Below are 21,068 nucleotides of genomic sequence, written 5' to 3'. Positions count from 1 at the left end.
CGGCGCGACGCCGTCGGGGGTCGCGCTTGCATTGTCGTCGCCGATCGTGCAAACTCGGACAACGATTCAACCCCCACTTCCGTCTCCGGTCACGGTCATGAAGCGGTCCGCGTTCACCCTCATCGAATTGCTCGTCGTCATCGCGATCATCGCAATTCTGATCGGCTTGTTGCTCCCAGCGGTTCAAAAGGTCCGCGAGGCGGCGAGCCGCCTGAAGTGTCAAAACAACTTGAAGCAGATCGGTCTCGCGGTCCACGCGTTCCACGACTCCTACGGCCGGTTCCCGTTCGGGGCCGGGGTGTGCTGCACGCCGACCGGGCCGAACTGGACGGTGGACATCCTGCCGTTCGCGGAGCAAAAGAGCCTCGCGGAATCGTTGAACTTGACCGTCTCAACGGGCCTCAGGAACGCCGTGAACGCGACGGCCGTGCAGCGGATCGTCCCGCTGTTCATCTGCCCGACCGACCCTGCGGCGGCCACCCCCGTCATGCCCCGGTACGCGGCCCACAACGCCTCGCCGGCGCTTGCGCTGTGGTACCCCGCGAGCATGGGTCCGACGCACATGGACGACTGCCCGTTCTGCCCCGCGGGGAGCACGCCGTCCGACACGAACTATTGCTGCCAGGGGTGGAACTTAGGCACGACCGCGGGGGGCGGGTACCCGGCCGGGTCGTTCGCGGGCATCTTCGGCCGCACGCCGGTCAGGACGGTCCGGTTCACGGACGTGACCGACGGCCTCACGGGCACGTTCCTGGCCGGCGAGACGCTCCCGGCCGATTGCACCTTCATGGGCGTGTTCAGCCAGAACTTCCCACTGTCCGGCACGTCGATCCCGCTGAACACGTTCCAGAGCGCGGTGGACTCGCAGTGGTTCCGGGTGTGCGGGTTCAAGAGCAAGCACACCGGCGGAGCGAACTTCGCGATGGGCGACGGGAGCGTGAAGTTCGTGGCGACCGCGGTGGACTACCGGGTGTACAACGCCGCCGGCACCCGGGCCGGCGGCGAGGCCGCCTCCCTCGACTGATCCGTCCCCGCCCGCCCCGCTGGAACGCCGCCCATGTCCCGACTCCGCCTCGCGCCCTGATCTCCGCTGCGCTCGTGCTGACCGCCCCCGGGTGCGGCCCATCCGGTCCGCAGTGCGTGCCGGTCTCGGGCCGCGTCACACTCGACGGGGCGAAGCCACCCGGCCCCGGCACGATTTACTTCAACCCGGAATCGGCGGCGACCGAGGGAAGTCCGCTCCGCCCCGCGACCGGCGACTTCGACGCCGAGGGGAACTACACCGCGAAGAGCTTTGTCCCCGGCGACGGCCTGTTGCCGGGCAAGTACGTGATCCGCGTGGACTGCTACAAGTCGCCGCCGAACATGGAGGGGAAGCCGGTCGTGAGCTTCCTTCCGCCGAGGTACCGCAACCCGAACGAGAGCGGGCTGACGCTCGCGGTCGAGCCCGGGGCGCCACCGGTCACGTTCAACATCGACCTATCGAGTCGGTAGGCCCGCGGCCGCGGGGTGAGCGCCCCCGCGGCCGCGCCCCCGGTCGCTTCCAACCGGGTCGGGCGGGAGGTCAGGTGTTCTTGATCGTCCCCGTGCCGCGGTTCACCGAGAGCGTCGCACCCGTCGGGTCGGTCAGCAGCAGGTAGAATAGTTCGTCGGGCTCGGTGAGCGCGTCGGCGTTCACCGTGACCGTGACCGTCGCGGTGGTTTGTCCGGCGGGGATGGTCACGGTCCCGCTCGTCGCGACGTAGTCCGGGCCGGCGGTCGCGGTCCCGTCGGCCGTCGAGTACTTCACCGTCACCGGCGTGCTGCTCGCGGCCGAGAGTTGCAGGACGAAAGTCGCCTGCGTGGTGCCGCTGCCGCCGGTCGTCGCGGGGATGGTGCCGAACTCGATGGACCGGATCGCGTTCACCTTCGCGGCGTTCACCGTGCGCCAGTCGTCGGCCAGGATGCCGCCCGTGTCGCCGCTGTTCGGGTTCCAACTCCAGTACGTCCAGCTCGGCCCCTGCGGCTGCCCGTCCGGCGCGGTCGCGCCCAGGTAGTTGACCAGCGCCGCGAGCCACTGCTGGTCGCTGGCGGTCTGGAGCTTGGTGCCGAACTCGCCGAGCAGGATCGGCGCGACGTTCTGCTTGAACAGGTAGCCCCAGTTGGCGTCCCACACTGCCGGGAGGTTGTTCGGGTAGTTCGCGGCCGAGAACCACGACTGCGGGTAGATGGACCCCGGGTAGTCGTGCGGGGAGTACACGAGCCGCCCAGGGACGTTGAGTTGCACCGGGTACTGGCCGGCGGCCGACAGGTTCCCGCCCCACCAGTAGTTCCCGCTCGGGCCGCTCTCGACCCCCTCGACCACGATCAGCCAGTTCGGGTTCACGGCGAGGATGGCGTTGCCGGCCCGCTGGGCCGCGAGCCGCCAGTCGTTCGGTCCGCCGGTGCCCCAGGTGGCCGGGCCGTGCGGCTCGTTGTGGAGGTCGCCGCCGATCACCGTCGGGTTGTTCGCGTACCGGCCCGCGAGCATCGTCCAGTCGCTGATCCACCGGCCCTCCGGGTACGCCGACGTGTACCACAGGCCCGACCCCTCGGCCCCCGCACCCGCCCCCGAGCGGTGGTGGTCGAGCATGATCCGCAGCCCGATCTGCCCGGCGTAGGCCACGATCTTGTCCACCACCTGGAGGCCGGTCAGGTTCGCCAGGTCCGGGTTCTTGGAGAAGTCGATCCCGTTCGGCCGGCTGCCGGAATCGAAGAGCTGGTTCGAGAACGGCAGCCGGATGGTGTTGAACCCCTCGGCCTTCATCTGGTCCATCATCTCCTTGTACCCGCGGGTCCACAGCCCGTGTGGGGCGTAGGTGTCGCTCTCCATGCCGAACCAGTTCACGCCCGCGATCCGCACCGGCTTGCCGCTCGCGTCCACGATCTGGTTGCCGGACGTGCTCAGCCACCCGCTCGCGACCGTGGTCCGACTCGGCTCGCTAACCGTGACGTTCGACACGGAGACGCTCGGCGTCGGGGCGGGGGGCGGCGTGGTCGGTGGCGTGGTGGGCGGTGTCGTTGGAGGTGACGTCGGTGTGCCGACGCCGGTGCCGTTGAGGGCGAAGTTGGTCGGCGTCGCGGGGGCGCCCGACGCCTGGAAGCCGAAGGTGACCGTGGCCCCCGGCGCGATCGCCTTGTTGTAGCCGGCGTCCGTGATCGTGTACCGCGTGCCGCTGTGGCCGGTTACGCTCGCGTTCCAGACGTTCGTGACGGTGAACCCGGCTTCGAACCCGAGCGTCCAGCCCGACACCGCCGTGGTGCCCGTGTTCTTGATGGAGACGGTCGCCGTGAACCCCGTGTTCCACTGGCTGTCCACCTTGAACGACACGGCGGCCGCGGTCGTCGGGGCCGGTGCGGGCGGCGGAGCGGTTGGCGGTGCGGGCGGCGGGCTCACGGGCGGGCTGGGCGGGGGTGCGGCGACGCCGTCGTCCCACGTCAGCGAGTACCCCGTAGGGGTCGTTGAGGCGGAACCGCCGGTGCCCAGGAAGCCGATCGACAGCGAGACGTTGGCCGCGAGCGTCGCGTTGTACGCGGCCGGGCCGACGACGTACCGCGTGCCGACCTTACTCAGCACCGTCGCGTTCCAGATCTGGCCCACGTCCCGGCCGTAGTCGAACGACAGCTTCCAGTCCTTGATGCTCGTGCCCTGGTCGTTCACCAGGGTGATCGCGGCCTGGTAGCCGCCGCCCCAGTCGTTGGTGAGCTGGTACGTCGCGGCCGGGGTCAGGTCGAGCCCGGCGGGCATGATGCGAGGGTCGAGACTGGTGAGCGAGAGGCGCGCGCGTGACATGGTGTGAGACTCGTGGGCGAGGTGATGAACAGCGACGGTACCGCACTCCTCCTTGCGAGCCGATCGCTCCGAAATAACAGCGAGCGGAAAAAGACCGCGGGTGACGTATAATCCTCCCGTTCCGCCCTCAAAATGCACGCAACGCATGAGCGAATTGGACGACGAGATCAGCACCAGTACCACGCTCCTGCGCCGGGTGGCCGCACAGCCGGCCGACGACGCGGCGTGGGACGCCTTCGTGGACCGCTACGGCCGCATGATCTTCCGCTGGTGCCGCGGGTGGAACCTCCAGCCCGCCGACGCCGAGGACGTGACCCAGGGCGTGCTCCTCCAACTGGCCCGCCAGATGCGCGGGTTCCGCTACGACCCGGACGGCCGGTTCCGCGCGTGGCTCCGCACGGTGGCGTACCGCGCGTGGGTGCGGTTCCTCGAAACCCGCAAGCGGCCCGGCGGCGGCACCGGCGACACCGGCGTGTGGCGGCTCCTGGAGTCGGCCCCGGCCCGCGACGAGTTCGTCCGCAAGATCGAAGAAGAGGCCGACCGCGAGCTGCTCGAGCGCGCCGCGGTCCGCGTCCGCGCCCGGGTGATGCCGCACACCTGGGAGGCGTTCCGGCTCCTGGCCGTCGAAGGGCTCTCGGGCAAGGAGGTCGCCGAGCGGCTCGGGATCGCGGTGCCAACGGCCATCGTCGCGCGGTCGAAGGTTGCCCGCATGATGCGCGAGGAACTCGCGAAACTGGCGGCGCAGGCCGGAGGTGCGGAATGAGGGAGTGCCCGCCGTCCGAGGCGATCGAGCAGGTCGCCACCGACCCCGACGCGGTCCCGCCCGCGGTGCTCGAGCACCTCGCCGCGTGCGCCCGCTGCCGCGAGCGGCTCGACCGCGCCGACCCCGGTGCGAACTGGGTTCTTCTCGCTGAAACGCGGCCGGACCACGAACCCAAGGGCTGGTTCCTCGACCGGCTCAAGACCGCCGTGCGGTACGCCGCGACCGGCCCCGCGACGCGCGACGACCCGGTCGTTCCCGGCTACGCGATCGAAGAAGAAGTCGCCCGCGGCGGCATGGGCGTCGTCTACCGCGCGCGGGACCTCACCCTCGGTCGCACGGTCGCGATCAAGGTGCTGCGGGCCGACCTCGCCGACCACGTTTCGCAGCTCGCACGCTTCTTCGGCGAGGCGAAGGCGCTCGCGGCCCTCCAGCACCCGAACGTCGTGCCCCTCTTCCAGGTCGGCGAGGTCGGCGGCCAGCCGTTCCTGGTGATGGAGTACGTCGGGGGAGGCACCCTGCGGCACGCGATGGGCGGCCCGTGGCCCCCGGAGGCCGCCGCCAGGCTCGTCCGCACGCTCGCCGACGCGACCGCGGCGGTCCACAAGATCGGCGTGATCCACCGCGATCTGAAGCCGGGCAACGTGCTGCTCTGCGGCGACGCGCCGGCCACCGACCGCGCGACGTTGACCCCCAAGGTCGCGGACTTCGGCCTGGCCCGGTTCCTCGACGACACCAACCGCCAGACGCGAACCGGCGACGTGTTCGGCACGCCCGAGTTCATGGCCCCGGAGCAGGCCCGCGGCGACCACCGCAGCATCGGCCCCGAGACCGACGTCTGGGCGCTCGGCGTCATCCTGTACGAACTGCTGACCGGCCGCGCCCCGTTCGCGGGGGAGACGTGGCGCGACACGCTCGAGTTCGTGCAGTCCGGGGAACCGGTCCCGCCCCCGCTGCTCGTTCCCGGCGTGCCGCCCGAGCTGGCGGCGGTGTGCCTGAAGTGCCTGAGGAAGAAGCCGCACCGGCGCTACCGCACCGCCGGCGCGCTCCGCGACGACCTCGACCAGTTCCTGGCGAACCGGCCGGTCTCCGCGCTGCCGCGGTCGCGGGCCGGCCGCCTCGTCGCGAGTGTGCGGCGGAACCCCGGCCCGGCCGTTCCGTGGGCGCTGCTCGTTGCGGTCCTTGTGGTGGGGGGCGTGCTGGTCGCGCTGCGGCACCGGGACGACCGCCTACGGGCCGAAGCCGCGGCGGCACAAGAGGCTCAGCTCCTGGTGCGCCACGAGCACGCGCTGCGAGAACTGTACGCGGCCCGGATCGCGCTCGCGGTTCAGGCGCTCGCGTCGGGCCAGGGCGAACGGGCCGAGGCGATCCTCGGGGCGTGCAAGCCGGCCGCGGGCGACGCCGACGAGCGGAACTGGGAGTGGTACTACCTGCTCAACCGCGTCCACGGCCCGGCGCGCATCGACCTGAAACTCGCCGACTCGCAGCGGCACGGGTTCGAGGACGTCCACCTGCACCCGACGCCCCAGGCGGTCAGCCCCGACGGCCGCCGCACGGCCCGCATCGGTGACGACGGCGTCCTCGAGCTCCAGGACCAGGACGGCCGGATGTTATTGCGGCTCCCGCCGGCCGGGTCGCGGGTGATCGGCGTTCTGTTCATCAAGGACGGCCGCTGGCTCGCGGCCCGCACCGCCGACGAGACCGTGGTCGCGTTCGACGGCGCGCCGCCGTGACGGCCGCGGTCACCTCTTGTCGTCGGCGCGGCCGGACCGGATCTCGAAGCGGAACTCGTTGTCGCCGTCCCGGACCTCGACCTCGCGGACCTCGGGCCGGCCCCCGTGCGGCGGGAGGTACTTCAGGTCGTCGACGAGTACGCCGGGCGGCGCGGGCGGGGCGGCCTGAACCAGTCGCCCCGTCTTGATGGACCCGCGGATCGTCACCCGCTTCGGCCCGGGCCTCATCCCCGCCGACTCGGGCACCACGAAGCCCCCGTCCGTGACCTTCGCTCCGACCGACGCGCTCGCGCCGTCGAGCGCTTCAAACGAAACGCTCCCGTCGGAGAGCGCCTCTCCGTTGACGGTTACGGTCCCGCGGGCGGACGGCCCGGGCGCGCCGCACCCCGCCACCCCGAACAGGACGAGGCACCCGAGAACAGAGCTCCCGGGTGCGAGCCGGCGGCCGAACATGTCGGGCTCCCGCTTCTGGTGGGTCAGTAGTTCGCCGGGACGCCTTCGCCGGGGACCGCCTGGATCGTGCCCAGCGCCCTCCAGGTCGCCGAGGGGACGCCGTTACTGACGAACCGCACGCTGCCGTCGCAGAGCGCGAGGTTGGCCCCGCCGGCGTGCCGGCTCCGGGCCGTGAGGATGATGTTCCGGTCCGCCCAGTTGCCGTGCCCGGCCGTACACGGGGCCTCCGGGATGCTCACGCACCCGTTCCGCGACAGGTCGGGCGTGGGGTCGTTGGGCGTGTAGTTGTGCGTGTAGAGCGTGCCCTCCGGGTAGTGCATCACCCCGCGCACGTCGCCGTAGGACGGGCTGCGGACCAGTTCCGAGAGCAGCGCCGTGTTGCTCGACCCGTCCGAGATCTGTTCGACGGTCCACCGCGAGTTCAGGCCGACCGGCCCGAGGCCGTTCGGCATCGAGGCGGCGGGGGTCGGGTTCGAGTGGACGCTGGTGAACGGGCCGATCCCGTGGTTGGCCGCGTAGTTCCCGCGGGTCCAGGACGACCAGAACATCGCCCCCTCGGGCAGGTCGCTCGGGCACACCATCGTCGGGATCGCGGTCCGCGCGACGAGCGAGTTGTCGACCGCCCCGTTGGGGCCGGACGGGCCGCCCATGTTCTGGTTCCAGTCGACGCGGTCGTACAGCCCCTGCTGCTCGATGTAGGGCAGCAGGTACGTGACCCAGGTGGTCTCGTTGTTCGTGGCCGAGAACCCGCTCGCGAAGTGCCCCCCCGCGTAGAGGTTTCCGGCGGGGAACCGCCCGTGCGTCGCGTGGTAGTTGTGGAACCCGACGCACACCTGCTTGAGGTTGTTGGAGCACTTCATCCGGGCCGCGGCCTCGCGGACCTTCTGGACGGCCGGCAGGAGCAACCCGACGAGGATGGCAATGATGGCGATGACGACCAACAGCTCAATTAACGTGAACCCGCAGCGGGCGCGGCGGCCCTGCGACGTGGCCTCGATCATGGCCGACTCTCCAGTATGACGTGACGATCCGGGCAGAGAGGTGCGGAAGAGATGTGTTCATCCAACCACGAGCCGGACGAGGCCGCAAGCGCAATCCGGCGTGCTTTTCGTCTGGGGTGACCGAAAGTCGGACAGATGTGTGCGATACGCGGCTGGGGCGCCCCGCCCGGTCGAAATCGGGCGGGGCCGTTCGCGGAGTGTCACACGGTCGCGAGTTCGAGGCTCAACTTCTTCGCCTCGCCGGCCAGCTTGCGGACGTCCTGGGTGATCCGCATCGAGCAGAACTTCGGCCCACACATCGAGCAGAACTTCGCGCTCTTGAACACGTCCTGCGGGAGCGTCTCGTCGTGCATCCGGCGGGCCGTCTCGGGGTCCAGGCTCAGCTCGAACTGGCGGTTCCAGTCGAACTCGAACCGGGCCTTACTCAGTTCGTCGTCGCGCTGCCGCACGTTCTTCCGGCCGCGGGCGATGTCCCCGGCGTGGGCCGCGATCTTGTACGCGATCACCCCCTGCCGCACGTCGTCCTTGTTCGGGAGCCCGAGGTGCTCCTTGGGGGTGACGTAGCACAGCATCGACGCGCCGGCCTGGGCCGCGAGGGCCGCGCCGATCGCGCTGGTGATGTGGTCGTACCCCGGGGCGATGTCCGTCACGAGCGGCCCGAGCACGTAGAACGGGGCGTCGTAGCAGAGCTCCCGCTCCTTCTCAATGTTCATCTTCACGAGGTGCATGGGGATGTGCCCCGGCCCCTCGATCATCACCTGGCACCCGTGGTCCCACGCCTTCTTGGTCAGCTCGCCGAGCGTCTTCAGTTCGGCGAACTGGGCCTTGTCGTTGGCGTCGGCGAGGCACCCGGGCCGCATCCCGTCGCCGAGCGAGAACGTCACGTCGTACGCCCGCATGATCTCGCACAGCTCGTCGAAGTGCGTGTACCACGGGTTCTGCTTGTGGTGCGCGACCATCCACCCGGCCATCAGCGACCCGCCGCGGCTCACGATCCCGGTCACGCGGTCGCTCGTCAGCGCGACGTACTCGAGCAGCACGCCCGCGTGGATCGTCATGTAGTCCACGCCCTGCTTGGCCTGGTGCTCGACCATGTCGAGCAGCATCCGCGGGGTGATGTCCTTCGGGTCCTTCACGTTCTGGATGATCTGGTACGCCGGCACGGTCCCGATGGGCACCGGCGACGCCTCGATGATGGCCTGCCGGATGCCGTCGATGTTGCCGCCGGTGGACAGGTCCATCACCGTGTCGGACCCGAGGTCGACGGCGGTGCGGAGCTTCTCCAGCTCGTCCTCGACCTTGCCGGTCACGGCCGAGTTGCCGATGTTCGCGTTGATCTTGCACTTCGCGGCCACCCCGATGCACATCGGCTGGAGGCTCTTCGAGAGGTGAACGATGTTCGCGGGGATGACCATGCGGCCCCGGGCGACCTCGGCCCGGACCAGCTCCGGGTCCAGGTCCTCGCGGCGGGCCACGAACTCCATCGCCTGGGTGACGATGCCCTTACGGGCCGATTCGAGTTGTGTCATGATGGACTGTTGGCTGCGGATTGGAACGAGGCGCGGCGGGCGGCACGGGGAACGCGGCGGGGAGAGGGTCTCCGGTTCCGGTGGTCGCACTCCGCGCCCGACTTGGGGTCGCCTTCCAGCCCGGCATGACCCGGGCAGGTTCGAGGGTGTACTCTCAGCCCGCGCACCCGGCGCGGGCACCCCTGGCGATAGTGCCGTTCTACGCACCCGCACCGGGGGACGTCAACAACCAGTTCGCACCGGCGGGCGCGGCTTCGGCACGGCGCGTGCGGAACCCGCACCAGTTCCAGTGTCCGACAGGAGCGAGTCATGAGCCAGGTGACGATCAAGCGGTGCCCGGACTGCCAGGCGATCCGCGACCACACCCCGTCGGTCGTGGACGCGATCAAGGGCCTCGGCCTCCACCCCCGGGTCGAGGACGGGGTGGCGGGGGAGTTCGCGGTTCTGGTCGACGGCGTTCCGGTGATCCAGCGGAACGGCGACACGCTCCCCACGACCGGTGAGATCGAAGCGGCGGTCGAGAACGCGGCCGTCACCCCGACAGCGTGACCCGAGTTGATGTCGCGACACGAACACAAGCGGCGGACCCGCGGCCCGTGTTGGGCCGCGGGTCCGCCGCGTTGAACCAGGCGCGGCGCTCCGGGTCTCACTTTCCGTGAGCCCCCGTGTCGCGGCGCACGACGCGGTTCGCGTGCAACAAGTAGGCGAGGTCCAGGAGGACACTCTGGACCGGGCGGGCGGGCTTGCGGCGGCGCTGCGCGGACGTGCGGGGGAGGGAGACGTGAGTCGCGTTCATCGGTCCATCCTGATGGGCGGAAGGGGTCGTCCGTTCTCCTCCCCAGTGTCAGCACGCGGCGTGCCGGGCAGAGTAAGCCCCCCGGCACGCGGGAAGGACCACGTCCGCCGCTCCTGACGTGCCTGTCAGGAACTGGCTTTCCGCTCCGAGAGAAAATGGTTTCTGCTGTCGCGCAAAAGTGTCGCCCCACGAGTGGGGCGATTCGGATTACCGTACGAGTCGCCCGAAATTGCACAGACAATAAAAGGCCACGGGCCGGGATATTCCCGGCCCGTGGCGCTCGTCGCATCGGCATGGGCCTCACATCACCGGCGAGGTCACCCGGTCGTACCCGCCGTGGCGGGCGAGAACGTCGCGGGCGTCGTTACCCTGGCCGCACTCGACCGTGACGAGGTACCGGCCAGCCTGCACCTGGTCCTCGTAGTAGCGGGCGTCCTCCTCCGGAATGCCCCACCCGATCAGGCACCCGGCCAGTCCGGCGAGCGCCGCGCCGCCGGCCGCGTTGGCGAGGATGGTCCCGAGGGTCCCCAGCGCGAGGACCGGGCCGATCACCGGGATGAACCCCGCGAGGATGCCGGCCCCGATGCCCGCCCCGGCCACCGCCCCCACCGCCGCTCCGACGGCCGCGCCCTCGCCCGCGTTGGTGTCGGGGGTGCCGGCCCCGTTCGACCGCACCGCCTTGCCACTGGGGTCCTTGGCGATGAGACCGATCTGGTCGTCGCGGTAGCCCGCGGCGCGCAGCTCGGCGACCGCCTTTTCCGCGTCGGCCCGCGTCGCGAAGACGCCGGCCGTTGTGGTACAGGTACTCGTTGCCATGATGCTTCCTCCCGTTGGTTCTTCAACTGACGGTTCACACCACGTTCGAACGGGGGGAGAACTTGCAATGGGTGTGCCAACGAGAGCAACGGGCGCGAAAGGAGTTGCGAGGAACCCGTGCGCCGGGCGGTGCGAGGGCACACAATGTGCCTGACCCCAGGTGCCCAGGTCTCGGTCGCGCGCCCGAGTCGGGAGCGGGACCGTAGGAGATGGAGCTGTGAAATCGTACCAACGCACCTGGCCCGTACGGGTGCTCTGCGTCGACGACAACAAGGACATTGCCGACTCGGAGGCGATGCTCCTCGAGGTCGTCGGCTTCGAGGTCGAGGTGTGCTACGACGGGCGGTCGGCGCTGAGCATCGCCGAGACGTTCCACCCGCGCGTGTGCCTGCTGGACCTGGACATGCCCGGGATGGACGGTGACGAACTCGCGGCCCGGCTCCGCACGGCGCTCAAGGGCGAACACCCGGTGATGGTGGCGCTGACCGCACGCGGCGACGAGCAGAGCGTCGACCGCATCAAGGCCGCCGGATTCGACCTTCACCTACTCAAGCCAGTGAGCCCGAATCAGCTCGTCGGTGCGCTCAACCGCCTGACGGCCCCCGGCAGGTGACCGCCCCCGCACCCCCACCTCGCTCGCTACTTGCTCGTCCAGATCGTCCGCTCGACCCGCGTGACATTCCCCTGTCGGTCCTTCACCGTTGCGGTGAGCCGCCCGCGTTCGACCCGGAGGGGCGCGGAAAGCACCAACTCGTGGACGCCGCCCCCGACCGGCTTGAACTTCGGCGCGAGGTTCTGGCCCGCAGCGGTCCCGTCGACGGCGAAGTCGGCGACCACCTCGAAACTCGCGGGGTCGAGCCCGGAGCCGTAGTCGTGCGCCCCGATCACGATCCGCTCCAGCGGCGGGTTCGCGCCGGCCCGAGGCGACGCGACCGCGAGCGTCGGCCGCTGGTCGTCGAGTGCCCACCCGAACCCGCGGTTCGCGGGGTTCTTCGCGTCGTAATCGAGATCAATCGGGCACCCCAGGTCGATCCACCGCACCAGCGTGAACCGGTCCTCGTCGGTCAGCGGCTGCACCTTGCCGGCCTTCACGGCCTCGGGCGGCGGCATCGCGCTGCCGGTGAAATCGAGGTCCGCGTGGTTGCGGTTGGCCGGCGTGTTCGGGACCGACTGCCCCTTGAGCTTCAGCGTGGTCGGGTCGCCGGGCTTCGCTTCGGTCGGGAAGTCGTCGTTGGCCCACCCGTCGAGCCGCTCGCCGAACACCTTCCACACGAGCAAACTCCGGCGCGACTGGAACATGCGGACGTACCGCGAGGCGTTCTGGTGCTTCCACGAGCCGACGAGCGGCTTGTGCCCGAACCGGGCCGCGTAGTCCATCGCGAGGCGGTAGTACGTCCCCGGCACGTCGCTTGAATCGGGGAGGTTCACGATCGCGTCGTCGTTCAGCACGAGGTTGCCGCCGGTCGGTGCCGCACCCGGTTCGCCGGGCCTGTGGCACGCGGCGCAGCTCCGATCAAGAATCGGCTTCACGTCGCGGAAGAACTCGACGTTCTTCACGCCCGCCTCGTACCGCAGGCCGGTCGCGTCGGCCGCGTCCCAGGTGCGCTTCGATTCGTCGCGGGCCTTGGTCGTGAGCAGCGGCGTCTTATCGGTCAGGTCGAAGACGGCGTAGTCGGCCCTCGCGGCGGCGGTGAGGTTGAAGTCGGTCGGCTTCTGGCTGTGCGCGTGGCACCCGCCGCAGTCGTGCCGGACCTCGCCCGGCCGCACCTGGTGCCAGGTCTGCGCCATGTTCAGGACCATGCCGCGGCGGTCGAGCGTCTGGAACGTGAACCCGACGTCGGCCGGGATCTTCGCGAGGAAGCTGGTGTCCGGGTTGCCGTCCGGGTCGGTGGGCTGCGCGCCGCCGGCGAACTTCCGGAGCGGGACCTCACCGAGGATGCGGAGCCGCTCGTTCGCGTGGCTCCGGAACGTGCGGCCGGACTTCGGCCCGGTGGTGCGGTCGGTCGTCGGCTCCATCGCCAGGACGCGGACCGCGTGAACGTCGTCGTTCGTGTACCGGCCGGCGTCGGCCCCCTGGTTGAACCAGTTCGGCGACGGGGCGTCGCCGGCGGGGTTGAACGGGTCGAGCCCCTGCGTGCCGGTCGGGTCGTCGCCGCCCGCGAACGCCGCCGCGACGGTGCCGGGCCTCACCACGCCGTTCGGGTAGCTCTCGCGCTTGTAGAAGCTCGACGTGCCGACCAGCCCGAACGGCGTCCCGGCCGGGAGGTGCTTCGAGAGCGTCCCGTCGTTGGCCAGCGGCACCAGCGCCTTCGGTTCGGCGACGCCGTGGACCCGCTTGTACGGCACGAGCGCCCGCGGCCACTGCTCGTTGAACTTCGGGTCGTTCTTGATGAGCAGCATCTGGCCGGGTTCCTCGACCGACTTGCCGCCCTTGATGAGGTACAGCCCGCCGTCCACCGCCGGTTGGTGGACCGTGTACCCGCCGTTGACCGGGCCGGGCGACCACACCGTGAGCAGGTGGTTGTCCGGCGCCGCCGACGGGTGCGTGACCTTACCGACGCGGGGGGAGGAGCGCTGCCCGCGGACCGAGAAGTCGGCCGGCCCCTCGTCGGTGCGGGCGAACGGGGTCAGGTTCTCGAGGCCGAACGGCGAGAACGGGAACCGCCGCACCCGCGGCTGCCCGTTGTCGAGCCGGCCGTGCCGCAGCGGCGGGTTCCGGGGGTCGCCGACGTACCCGGGACCGAACGCCAGTTCTCCGGCGGGGACCGCCGGCGGGAACTTGACGTACCCGCCGAACCCGCTGCTCGTCTGGCTGTAGTACTCCTGGGCCACGATGGTGCCGTCGGAGAGCTGCGTCTGGAAGTGCCACGCGCTCGGGTTCCCGCCCACCGCGAACGCGCTGGCGAGCGGCCCCCACCCGGTGCCGTCCGGGTTGATGCACCACAGTCCCCAGAGCGTCGAGCCGCGGAGCCCCTGCGACTCGAGCGACGAGAACATCACGCGGCCGTCGCGGAGCACCGTCGGGTGCAGCGCCATGCCGAGGTTCAGGTGCCCGACGCACTCGACGTTCGCGCCGTCGTCGTCCATCACGAAAAGTTGCATCGTGTGCGGGAGCCGCTTCGGCGGGCGGAACCCGTTGCGGTTGCTGGTGAACATCACCCTCCCGCCGGGGAGCGGGCACGGGCCGGTGTTGAACACGCCGTAGGTGATCGCGTTCTTGCCCGGTTCGGGCGTGTGGAAGTCCCTCGACCAGTCCCCGGCCCCGGTGTTGGGCGTGAAATGTTGCGTCGTGAGCCGCACGGTCTTGCGCGACTTGACGTGGAGCTTGTAGACGTCGGCGCCGGCCGGGCCGCCCCGGGCCGTCGTCGCGCCCCTCAGGTCGTGGAACAGGGAGTAGTACACCCACTCGCCGTCGAACGACACGACTGGGTCGGTGACGGACCCCGCGCCGCCGGCTACGAGCACCTCCTCGGTGCCGTCCGGGCGGAGCAACATCAGGTCGGCCCCGGCGTCCATGAACACCGGGTTCGCGATCTCGGGCCAGTTGGTGCCGACGGCGTCGCCCTTCCGCGGGGCGCGGACGTAGACGAGGTCGTAGTCGAGCTTCACCGTTGGGTCGGTCAAGACATGCTTCGGCGAGACGTTGATCGGCCCCGATACGTCGGGCTGCTGTGCGGCGGCGAGCGAGAGGGCGAGGACCGCGGCGAGGGGAAGGGCGGCGAGCGCGGCGCGAGAGAGCATGAAAAAACCTCGTTCCGTGGGCCGCGACGCGAAGCGGAGCGCCCCGCCTTGCGTCGCAGCCGAACGGAACGAGGTGCGGTCGATCAGGCACCGGCCGAGGTCACTTGACGACTTCGGTGGCTGCGGCGGCGATGTCCTTGGCCTTGTCCGCGGCGGCCTTGGTGTCCTTGAACGCGAAGCTCTTGCTGATCTCGCCGCCCTTCTTGTAGACGAGCACGGTCACGGCGGCGTCCTTGTTCAGCTTGTACTTCGCGGGGCCGTCCGCGTCCTCGGCGATGGTCAGCGCGGTGGTCAGCTTGTGCGTCTCCTGGAGCTTGTCGAAGTCGGCGGCGGCGACCCCGCTGACGCCCACGACCACGGTGCCGAGCTTGGCGTTGGTCTTCTGGACCTCGTCAACGGCCTTGACGAGCGTGGCGAGGTTCTCGTCGGCCTTCTGGGTGAAGATCAGGACGACGGCCGGGCGGGCCTCGCCGTTGAACTTGCACACGTAGCACAGGTCGGTGCCCTTCTTCTCGCCGGTGATCGCCTTCACGGTGAACGGGCCGGCGATCTTCTCGCCCGGGCCGGACTTGAGGTCGTCGGCCTGGACCGGGGCGGCGAGGACGGCGGCGACGAGGCCGAGAGCCAGGGTGCGGAACAGACGCATGATGCACTCCTACGGTGAGCCGCGCTCGGACCAGTTCCGGTCGCGGCGAGAGGCCAGTGTGAAATACCGCTGGGCGGGCGCGACCTTTCGCGGTCGCGGGGTTGGCACAACCGGAGACGGTCGGGCGCCACCAAGTATTCGCACGGCGGGCGAAAAAGGTTCGCCCGGGAAGGACCAGTTAACGCGCTCGCGCGGCGGCGGTCAACCATTATCTTCCCGTCACCGCTTGCGCCGCAGCGTCTCCTGCTTCATTTTCGAGTCCTCGGTGGTCAGTTCCGACTCTGTCAACTTCTTGATGGTGAGCGTCTCCTTGATGTCCTTGTCCGCGAGCCGCATCTCGACGGTCAACTTGTCGGCCGCGAGGGTGTACTTGCCGTCGACCCTCAGGTCCTTGCCGCTGTCGAGGACCGTCATCGACATCACCCCGGCGGTCGGCGTCTTCGCGTCCGGGGTGAACTCGATCACCATCACCGGACCGGCCGCGGGCTTCTTGTCCTTGTCCTTCGGGTCCACCTTCTCCGGTGCGGGCTCCCACTTGCCGGTGAGCATCTTCGCGTCGACCTTCGCCTGGCCCGCGAACGTGGCCCCGCACGCGAGGGCCAGGACCGCGGCGCACCCCAGAACGATCCGCATGACTTCGTCTCCTTGTTCCCGGACGGGTATGTGCAACACGTTACTCGGCGCACCGCGGGTTGTCATGCGCGTTTCCGTCGGCTTCCGCGACTTCCCCGGGCGGGGCGGTCACGCCCAGCCACCGGATGAGGAGCGGGAGCGTGAGCCCCTGGCCGACGAGCGTGACGCAGATCACCCCGAACGTCAGGAACTGGATCAACTCGCGGCACGGGAACGGGCTCCCGTCGGGGGCGGTGCGCGGCAGCGCCAGCGCCGCGGCCAGCGACACCACGCCCCGCATCCCGGTCCACCCCACGACCGTGACCGCCCGCCACGACGGGTACGGGTCGCCCGAGCCGAGCACCCGGCGGTCGAGCCACCGCGGCACGTACGCCCCGGGGTACATCCACAGGAGCCGCGCGGCCACGGTGACGGCCGACACGAGCGCCGTGGCGGTGAGGATCTGCTCGACGCTGTACTGGTCGCTCACGCTCTCCAGCACGGGCCGGATGCTCAGCCCGATGAGGATGAAGATCAGGCTGTTCAGCATGAACTCGACCCACTCCCACACGGCCCGGGCCTCGGCATAGAAGTCGCACGAGAACACCTGCTCGCACCGGCTCCCGACCCACAGCCCGGCCGCCACGACCGCCAGCACCCCCGACACCTCCAGGTGCTCCGCCGGCAGGTACACTGCGAACGGGGTCAGCAGCGTGATCGTGATGGTCAGCGGGTTGTCGGTGAGGTCGCGGGCGTTGAGCCACCGGTGGAGGCGGATGATGAGGTGCCCGCCCGCGATCCCGATCCCGATCCCCCCGGCGCTGACCACGAGGAACTGCGCGCCGGCGTCCCACACCGAGAACGCCCCGGCCCCGAGCGCGCCGATCGCCAGCCGCAGCGCCACCAGCGCCGACGCGTCGTTCACCAGGCTCTCGCCCTCCAGGAGCGTGGTGATGACCTTCGGGACCCGGAGCCGCTGGGTGACGGCCATCGCCGCGACCGCGTCGGGCGGCGACACGATCGCCCCGAGGACGAACGCGGCCGCCCACGGGATGCCGACCCAGTAGTGCGCCGCCGCCGCGACGAGCGTGGTCGTGAACAGCACGAGGCCGACCGCGAGGAGCGTGATCGCGCGGAGCTGGAGCCGGAACTCGGGCCACTCGGTCCGGAACGCCCCGCCGTAGAGCAGCGGGGGGAGGAACAGCACGAACACCACGTGCGGGTCGAGGTTGACCGGCGGCGTCCACGGCTGGAGCCCGAGCAGCAGGCCGCCCAGCGTCAGCAGGACCGGGTACGGGACGCCGAGCGCGCGGGCCAGGACGGCGATGGCGACGGCCGCGCCGAGCAGCGCCAGAACCAGTTCCACGGGGTGAACCACCGCTCCCTCCCTGAGTGCGTGCCTGCGGATCAAGATACCGGCCGGTCGTTGACAGTCACGCCCGCGCCCGCCTACGATCCTCTCCACACCCACAGGAGCTGCCATGCGTCCGGTCCACGCACTACTTCTGCTCGTCGCGCTGCCCTCGGCGGCGTCGGCCGACAAACTCGTCCTCGTCGCGGGCGGGGGCGGCGGTCCCGACGGCCCCGACGCCACCAAGGCGAAACTGATCCAGCCGTTCGGCGTCGACTTCGCCCCGACCGGCACCTACGTCGTCGAGATGGCGAAGGGCGAGCGGCTCCGGAGGCTCGACGACACCGGGGCGCTCGCGACCCTCGCGGGCCAGGAGGGCGTGAAGGGGAAGGACGGCGACGGCGGCCCGGGGGCGAAGGCGACGTTCAACGGGATGCACAGCCTCGCCACCGGCCCGGACGGGTGCGTCTACCTCGCCGACACCTGGAACAACCGCGTGCGGAAGTACGACCCGGCCGCGGGCACGGTCGCCGCGTTCGCCGGCACCGGCGAGAAGGGGTTTGCGGGCGACGGCGGCCCGGCCGACAAGGCGAAGTTCGGCGGAGTCTTCTGCGTGAGCTTCGACCCGGCCCGGGAGAACCTGTTCATCACCGACCTCGACAACCGCCGCATCCGCAAGGTCGAACTGAGGACCGGCGTGGTCACGACCGTGGCCGGCACCGGCGAGCGGGGCGTGCCGCAGGACGGTGAGGAGGCGACCAAGCAGCCGCTCGTGGACCCGCGGGCGCACGCAGTGGACAAGGACGGCAACCTGTGGATCCTCGAGCGCGGCGGGCACGCCCTGCGGGTGGTGGACGCGAAGGGCCGGATCCGCACGGTCGCGGGCACCGGGAAGGCCGGGATGGGGACGGGCAAGGCGAAGGAGGCGGCGCTGAACGGCCCGAAGCACCTGTCGGTCGACCGCGACGGGACCGTGCTGATCGCCGACACCGAGAACCACCGGATCGTGCGGTACGACCCGAAGGCCGAGACGATCACCGCCGTGGCCGGCACGGGCAAGAAGGGCAACTCGGGTGCGGGCGGCGACCCGCTCAGGGCCGAGTTCAGCCAGCCGCACGGGGTGATCGTTCACCCGAGGACCGGCGAGATCTACATCTCCGACGCGAACAACGGGCGTGTGCTCAAGATCGTCCGCGAGTGACCCGAACAGAGCGGAGCCGCCCAACTGGGCGGCCCCGCGGTTCGCGTACTACCAGACCCGGTTAATGGATTTCTGTAGCCGGCCTCTGTGAGGCCGGTGCCTGGGGAACTCCCGAGGCCCGGCCTCACAGAGGCCGGCTACAGTCAGCACTCACCAAAACTTGGCGTCAGTCCTTGAACTTCGTCGCCGGCGCGGCCCCGGCCCCCGGGAGCCACGTGCCGATCCCCTCGAACGCCTTCAGGTTCGTGCCGATCTTGATCCGGAGCTCCTTGCCGCCCTCGATCGACACGGCGAGCGCCTGGATCACCTTGTCCTGGCCGTTGAAGCCCGGCGGGAGTTCCACCCCGGCGGCGGCGACCAGCTTGCCGATCCGGCCCGGGTTCACGACGACCTCGAACGCCGGCGACGGCCCCTTCTTGACGGCCAGCGCTTCCTTCATCACGTTGACCGCGTCCGGCCCGAACACGACGTAGATCCCCTTCGGGGCGAAGGCCAGCGCGACCGACGACTCCTCGCCGAACACCTTCTGGACCTCGGGCGGGAGCAGCCCGCCGACCTTGATCTGGTGGATGCTGGTGTTCTCGACCTTCGCCACGTCGAGGTTGAACCACCCCTTGTACATCGGCGGCAGTTCCTTCTTGTAGAGCGCGAGCAGCTCCTTCTCCAGCGCCGCGGTGTCCTCGAACGCGACGGCCCCGACGACCGTGTACAGCCCGTCCTTGTTCGGCCCGCGGAGCGACAGGGCCACGTCGAACTCGCCGTCGTTCACGGTCCGGATCAGCCCCTTGAACGCCTCCTCGATCACCGGCTTGAACTCGGCCGGGACCTGTTCGGCGAGCTTCTTCTGCCCGGCCTCCAGCCCGATCACCGCGGCCGACTGCACCTCCTTGGCGAACAGCGGCAGTTGCAGCTTGAACCCGGCGACCGTGTCCGGGGTGATGAGGCCCGCGAACTTGTTGGTGCTCGGCTTGCGCTCGCCGATGACCTTGGCCAACGCCGAGCCCGGCTTGCCGGTGAGCCCGATCTCGACGGCCGCCTCGCCCGACGCGGCGTCGAGGATGAGCCGGCCCCCGGCGGTCTCGGCGTCCTGGAGCAGGTCGGCGTACCGGTTCCCGAGCTTCACCAGTTCATCGACCGCCTTGCGGGCCGACTCGCCGGCGTCCATCGGCAGCCGCAGCTCGTCGAGCTTCGTCTTCAGCTCCTTCAGGCCGTTGCCGAGTTCGTCCCGGAGCGCCTTGGGGAACCGGTCGAAGTGGACCTTGAACGAGGCGAAGCCCTTCTCGGCCGGGTCGTGGAGCTTCGCCGCCGGGACGAGCGCCTTCGGGTCCAGCGCGGCCGTCGGGTCCTTGCCGATGGCGAAGTAGGCGTGCCGGGCCTCGAACCGCATCAGCACCTTGGCCTTCTCGTTCTCCGTGGGGAACTCGTACAGCCCCTTGTCGCCCGCCTTCGGCTTCGGCGCCTCGAGCCGCTCCAGCAGCGCGAGGAACTCCTTCTCGCCGGTCACCGGGACCGCCACCACGGCGACGCTGTCGTCGATCTTCTCGGCGAGGACGACGTACCCGAGGACCGGGCGGTCGAGGTCGAGCCCGTCGAGCCCCTTGTCCCCGAGCTTCTCCTTGAGGCTGTTGTTGAACTCCGCGGCCGCCTTCTCGCCGCCGATCAGCTTCGCAATCGAGCGGACGTCGTTGAGGATCTTGCCGGCCGGCTGGGTCTGGAACGTGACCGCGGGGTCCGCCGCGAGGGCGGTCATCGGGGCGAGCAGTACCGCCGCCGCGACGAGGAACTTGAGTCGCATGAAGGGTCTCCGTGACACGAGTGCGTGAGGCGTTGCCAAACTATCGGACGGGGGGACAAACCGCAACGTGCGCGTTCCGAGAACCTCCGCCCCCGGTCCCCGTTGGCGACCCGAGCCATACAACTGCGGCATGCACCCACCCGCAATCATCTGGGACGTCGACGGCACGCTCGTGGTTACGGCCGAGCAGCACTTCCGCGCCTGGAGCAAGCTCGCGGCCGAGTTGAACCTCCCGTTCACCCGGGCCGACTTCGCCGCCACCTTCGGGATGCGGAACCCCGAGATCCTCCGCCAACTGTTCTTCCCGGACGCCACCGACGAGCGGTGCCGCGAGTTGGGCGAGCGCAAGGAAGACCTGTACCGCGCGTCGGTCCGCGAGGAAGGGACGCAACTCCTCCCGGGGGTCGCGGCGCTCCTGAGCGGGTTCGCGGCCCGCGGGTGCCCGCAGGCGGTCGGGTCGTCGGCCCCGCTCGGGAACCTCGATCTGCTCCTCGGCGTTACCAACATCCGGCGGTACTTCGGTGCGCTCGTCTCCGGCGACGACGTGACCCGCGGGAAGCCCGACCCCGAGGTGTTCCTGACGGCCGCGGCGAAGCTGGGGGCCGCTCCCGAGTGGTGCGTCGTGTTCGAGGACGCGGTTGCGGGCGTCGAGGCCGCACGGGCCGGCGGGATGCGGTGCGTCGCCGTCACGTTCGTCGGTCACCATTCGGCCGAGCGGCTCCGGGCCGCCGGGGCCGACCTCGTGGTCGGCTCGCTGGCCGAGGTCACGGTGGAACAGGTCGCCGCGTTGATCGGCGGCTGACGGATTCGAGGGGGAAGGGCG

General features: G+C 70.2%; 19 protein-coding genes. 8 read left to right on the top strand and 11 right to left on the bottom strand.

Annotated elements, in window-relative coordinates:
* Window positions 1-97: 97 nt before the first annotated feature.
* Together ACTIGN_RS21985 and ACTIGN_RS21980 are read left to right on the top strand one after the other, a co-directional pair.
* Window positions 98-1,024, top strand: coding sequence for a DUF1559 domain-containing protein (locus tag ACTIGN_RS21985; RefSeq protein WP_439627823.1), 927 nt, complete (start codon window positions 98-100; stop codon window positions 1,022-1,024).
* A gap of 74 nt (window positions 1,025-1,098) precedes the next feature.
* Complete coding sequence (locus ACTIGN_RS21980) at window positions 1,099-1,494, top strand: hypothetical protein (RefSeq protein WP_439627821.1); 396 nt, start codon at window positions 1,099-1,101, stop codon at window positions 1,492-1,494.
* Between the two features lie 70 nt (window positions 1,495-1,564).
* On the opposite strand, the gene ACTIGN_RS21975 is transcribed toward ACTIGN_RS21980, so the two are convergent.
* Window positions 1,565-3,811 carry a cellulase family glycosylhydrolase gene (locus tag ACTIGN_RS21975; RefSeq protein WP_439627819.1) on the bottom strand — a complete coding sequence of 749 codons (2,247 nt, stop codon included), beginning with the start codon at window positions 3,809-3,811 and terminating at the stop codon, window positions 1,565-1,567.
* A 145-nt stretch (window positions 3,812-3,956) separates the two neighbouring features.
* On the opposite strand from ACTIGN_RS21975, the gene ACTIGN_RS21970 reads away from it, so the two are divergent.
* A complete protein-coding gene (locus tag ACTIGN_RS21970) occupies window positions 3,957-4,574 on the top strand; it encodes an RNA polymerase sigma factor (RefSeq protein ID WP_439627817.1) in 618 nt (205 codons plus the stop codon).
* Window positions 4,571-6,304 carry a protein kinase domain-containing protein gene (locus ACTIGN_RS21965; protein ID WP_439627815.1) on the top strand — a complete coding sequence of 578 codons (1,734 nt, stop codon included), beginning with the start codon at window positions 4,571-4,573 and terminating at the stop codon, window positions 6,302-6,304. The genes ACTIGN_RS21970 and ACTIGN_RS21965 overlap by 4 nt, the downstream gene beginning before the upstream one ends.
* 9 nt (window positions 6,305-6,313) lie before the next feature.
* Here the strand turns inward: ACTIGN_RS21965 and ACTIGN_RS21960 are convergent, their stop codons facing one another.
* The 3 genes from ACTIGN_RS21960 to thiC all read right to left on the bottom strand — a co-directional run bounded on the left by ACTIGN_RS21960 (window position 6,314) and on the right by thiC (window position 9,308).
* Window positions 6,314-6,757, bottom strand: a complete 444-nt coding sequence (locus tag ACTIGN_RS21960; protein WP_439627813.1) for a hypothetical protein — start codon at window positions 6,755-6,757, stop codon at window positions 6,314-6,316.
* A 23-nt stretch (window positions 6,758-6,780) separates the two neighbouring features.
* Window positions 6,781-7,758 (bottom strand): DUF1559 family PulG-like putative transporter, encoded by a 978-nt coding sequence (locus tag ACTIGN_RS21955; protein WP_439627811.1) that lies wholly within the window; start codon window positions 7,756-7,758, stop codon window positions 6,781-6,783.
* A gap of 200 nt (window positions 7,759-7,958) precedes the next feature.
* Window positions 7,959-9,308 (bottom strand): phosphomethylpyrimidine synthase ThiC, encoded by a 1,350-nt coding sequence (thiC, locus tag ACTIGN_RS21950; RefSeq protein WP_439627843.1) that lies wholly within the window; start codon window positions 9,306-9,308, stop codon window positions 7,959-7,961.
* Window positions 9,309-9,596: 288 nt separating this feature from the next.
* On the opposite strand from thiC, the gene ACTIGN_RS21945 reads away from it, so the two are divergent.
* Complete coding sequence (locus ACTIGN_RS21945) at window positions 9,597-9,836, top strand: hypothetical protein (protein WP_439627809.1); 240 nt, start codon at window positions 9,597-9,599, stop codon at window positions 9,834-9,836.
* Between the two features lie 97 nt (window positions 9,837-9,933).
* On the opposite strand, the gene ACTIGN_RS21940 is transcribed toward ACTIGN_RS21945, so the two are convergent.
* Window positions 9,934-10,083 carry a hypothetical protein gene (locus tag ACTIGN_RS21940; protein WP_439627807.1) on the bottom strand — a complete coding sequence of 50 codons (150 nt, stop codon included), beginning with the start codon at window positions 10,081-10,083 and terminating at the stop codon, window positions 9,934-9,936.
* 300 nt (window positions 10,084-10,383) lie between these two features.
* Window positions 10,384-10,899 (bottom strand): general stress protein, encoded by a 516-nt coding sequence (locus ACTIGN_RS21935; protein WP_439627805.1) that lies wholly within the window; start codon window positions 10,897-10,899, stop codon window positions 10,384-10,386.
* A 217-nt stretch (window positions 10,900-11,116) separates the two neighbouring features.
* On the opposite strand from ACTIGN_RS21935, the gene ACTIGN_RS21930 reads away from it, so the two are divergent.
* The gene (locus ACTIGN_RS21930; RefSeq protein ID WP_439627803.1) at window positions 11,117-11,512 is read left to right on the top strand and encodes a response regulator; all 396 of its coding nucleotides are present in this window, start codon (window positions 11,117-11,119) and stop codon (window positions 11,510-11,512) included.
* Window positions 11,513-11,538: 26 nt separating this feature from the next.
* Here ACTIGN_RS21930 and ACTIGN_RS21925 read toward each other — a convergent pair whose 3' ends face one another.
* From ACTIGN_RS21925 to ACTIGN_RS21910, 4 genes are all read right to left on the bottom strand, one after another.
* Window positions 11,539-14,640 (bottom strand): hypothetical protein, encoded by a 3,102-nt coding sequence (locus tag ACTIGN_RS21925; protein ID WP_439627801.1) that lies wholly within the window; start codon window positions 14,638-14,640, stop codon window positions 11,539-11,541.
* Between the two features lie 100 nt (window positions 14,641-14,740).
* Window positions 14,741-15,286 (bottom strand): hypothetical protein, encoded by a 546-nt coding sequence (locus ACTIGN_RS21920; protein WP_439627799.1) that lies wholly within the window; start codon window positions 15,284-15,286, stop codon window positions 14,741-14,743.
* Window positions 15,287-15,505: 219 nt separating this feature from the next.
* Window positions 15,506-15,919 (bottom strand): hypothetical protein, encoded by a 414-nt coding sequence (locus ACTIGN_RS21915; protein ID WP_439627797.1) that lies wholly within the window; start codon window positions 15,917-15,919, stop codon window positions 15,506-15,508.
* A 40-nt stretch (window positions 15,920-15,959) separates the two neighbouring features.
* Window positions 15,960-17,276 carry a Na+/H+ antiporter gene (locus ACTIGN_RS21910; RefSeq protein ID WP_439627795.1) on the bottom strand — a complete coding sequence of 439 codons (1,317 nt, stop codon included), beginning with the start codon at window positions 17,274-17,276 and terminating at the stop codon, window positions 15,960-15,962.
* A gap of 103 nt (window positions 17,277-17,379) precedes the next feature.
* Here ACTIGN_RS21910 and ACTIGN_RS21905 point away from each other — a divergent pair, with 103 nt between their 5' ends.
* Window positions 17,380-18,450: a hypothetical protein gene (locus ACTIGN_RS21905; protein ID WP_439627793.1), complete on the top strand. Its 1,071-nt coding sequence runs from the start codon at window positions 17,380-17,382 to the stop codon at window positions 18,448-18,450.
* A 166-nt stretch (window positions 18,451-18,616) separates the two neighbouring features.
* On the opposite strand, the gene ACTIGN_RS21900 is transcribed toward ACTIGN_RS21905, so the two are convergent.
* On the bottom strand, window positions 18,617-20,245 hold the full coding sequence (locus ACTIGN_RS21900) for a hypothetical protein (RefSeq protein ID WP_439627791.1): 1,629 nt from the start codon (window positions 20,243-20,245) through the stop codon (window positions 18,617-18,619).
* 130 nt (window positions 20,246-20,375) lie between these two features.
* Between ACTIGN_RS21900 and ACTIGN_RS21895 the strand changes: the two genes are divergently transcribed.
* A complete protein-coding gene (locus ACTIGN_RS21895; RefSeq protein WP_439627789.1) occupies window positions 20,376-21,047 on the top strand; it encodes an HAD family hydrolase in 672 nt (223 codons plus the stop codon).
* The last annotated feature ends 21 nt before the right edge of the window (window positions 21,048-21,068 follow it).

Origin of the sequence: Gemmata sp. (genome assembly GCF_051859125.1) — a bacterium.
GTDB lineage: Bacteria > Planctomycetota > Planctomycetia > Gemmatales > Gemmataceae > Gemmata.
The sequence above is the reverse complement of the archived record's forward strand: the minus strand, read 5'-3'. Positions and strand labels throughout refer to the sequence as shown.